1 pseudogene is annotated in these 2,060 nt (G+C 54.8%); it reads right to left on the bottom strand.

The features are described from left to right. Positions 1–2,060, bottom strand: a pseudogene (locus tag ACWA2B_RS27780) (condensation domain-containing protein); the annotation flags it as partial.

Here is a 2,060-nt window from a genome sequence, read left to right on the forward strand (position 1 = left end):
GCATTCGTGCTGACAGGCACACCGATGGAATAGGAGGAAGGCTCCAGATCATTGCCTTTATAATCCTGATCGAATTGGCCCAAATAGTTAAAACTGATCTCAGGCTGAGCCTTTAACTGCACGCCTGCTTTCTCCAGAACATTCGTATCCGACAGGTATCGTAAAATACCATAGCCGATGCCTTTCTGCGGAATATGACGCAGCCCTTCCTTGACCCGTTTGATCAGACGAGCCGTATTCCCCCCCTTGTCCCAGACTTCCATCCAGTACAACCGGGAACTGGCTCGTAAACCAACCGACTGTCCGCGTAATATCCACATCCGGTACAATAGCTTCCCGTCCATGGCCCTCCAGGTTGACCAGCACCCGTTCAGAACCAGACCAGTCATATACGGCTTTTCCGAGCGCAGCCAGCAGCAGGTCATTCATTTCCGTGTTGTATGCGCGATGAGCTTGTTTGAGCAACTGCTCGGTTTCCTGCTTCGTCCAGCGGACCGTCACAACCTCACTGTCCCCAAGCAGTGCATTGTCATTCGCAAAATCCTTTGGCAAAGGCTTCGCAAGACTGGCTTCTGCTTGTTCGATATGCTGCCAGTAAGCAAGCTCCCGCTCCATCGTCGCGCTATTCGCATAGGCCGACAGCTGCTCGGCCCATACCTGGAATGAATCTGTTTTATGCGGCAGCCGAATAGCTGTGCCTGTTTTACCTGCAACAGCCTGCTCATAACCGGATGCCAAATCCTCCAGCAAAATACGCCACGATACGCCGTCCACAACCAAATGATGAATGACGATTAGCAAATGGTCGCCCTCAGCGCAGTGGAACAGACCGAGCTTCACCAGCGGCCCCTCGCTCAAATGAATGCTGGCTTGAATTTCACTCGCCTTAGCTTCTACAGCGGTGGATTCGTCTTCAACTCCACTAAAATCTACAATGTCCAGCGTGTATAGCTCGCCTTCCTCTACACTGCGGTTCCAAGCTGCATAGCCTTGCTCCGTCTCACGGAATACCGTGCGCAATGCGTCATGATGCTGGACAATACGGTCCATTGTACGGCGTAGCGCGTTGACGTCAAAGCGCCCAGCTCGGTACAGCATCATCGCCTGATTGCTGTGGTGCAGATCAGCAGGCTGCTGCTCGAAGAACCATCGCTGAATGGGTGTCAGATCTACCTTGCCTACTGCTTCTTCCTGACTGGCCATCTTACCATCTGTACGAAGCAAAGGACTGAGCGCCGCTACCGTCGGATTGCTGAAGAGATCCTTCATGTTCAATCGATAGCCTGCTTGCAGCAAGCGGGACGATACTTGCAGTGCTTTGATCGAATCGCCGCCCAGTTCAAAGAAGTTATCCTGCGTGCCTACCGCTTCCACGCCGAGTACTCCGGCCCACACTGCAGCCAGTACTTGCTCTGCCGTAGTACGTGGTGCCACATAGGCTGCACCCGTATGGATGCTTCCCTCCGGTTCCGGCAAGGCCTTGCGATCGATTTTGCCGTTGCTGGTCAGCGGAATCGTCTCCAGTCGCATCAAGCGTGCTGGCACCATATGCGCTGGTAACCCGGATTCCAGTTCTGCTTGTACTTCCTCGATCCGCAGCTCAGCTTCTCCCGTGATGTACCCGCACAAGTACTTGTGTCCACGCTCATCCGTCCGGTCGATGACTACGGCTTGACGCACACCCGGTACCCGCTGGATCGCCGTTTCAATCTCGCCCAGCTCAATCCGGTAGCCCCGGATTTTGACCTGGTAGTCCATCCGACCGATAAAGTCCACATTGCCGTCTGGCATCCACCGCGCCAGGTCACCTGTGCGGTACAATCGTTCACCGGCTACATACGGATTCGCCACGAATTTCTCGGCCGTCAGGTCTGGGCGGTTCAGGTATCCACGTGCCACTCCAGCACCGCCAATGCACAGCTCGCCCAGTACGCCGATCGGCACCGGATTCAGCTGGCTGTCCACGATGTAGAAGCGTGCGTTCAGCCATGCCTGACCAATCGGCACACTGCCGCTACTTGGCAGCTTTGACAGTTCTTCGTCGTAGAAGCTGGAGTCAA

The sequence above is a fragment of the Paenibacillus sp. CMM36 genome (assembly GCF_053570945.1).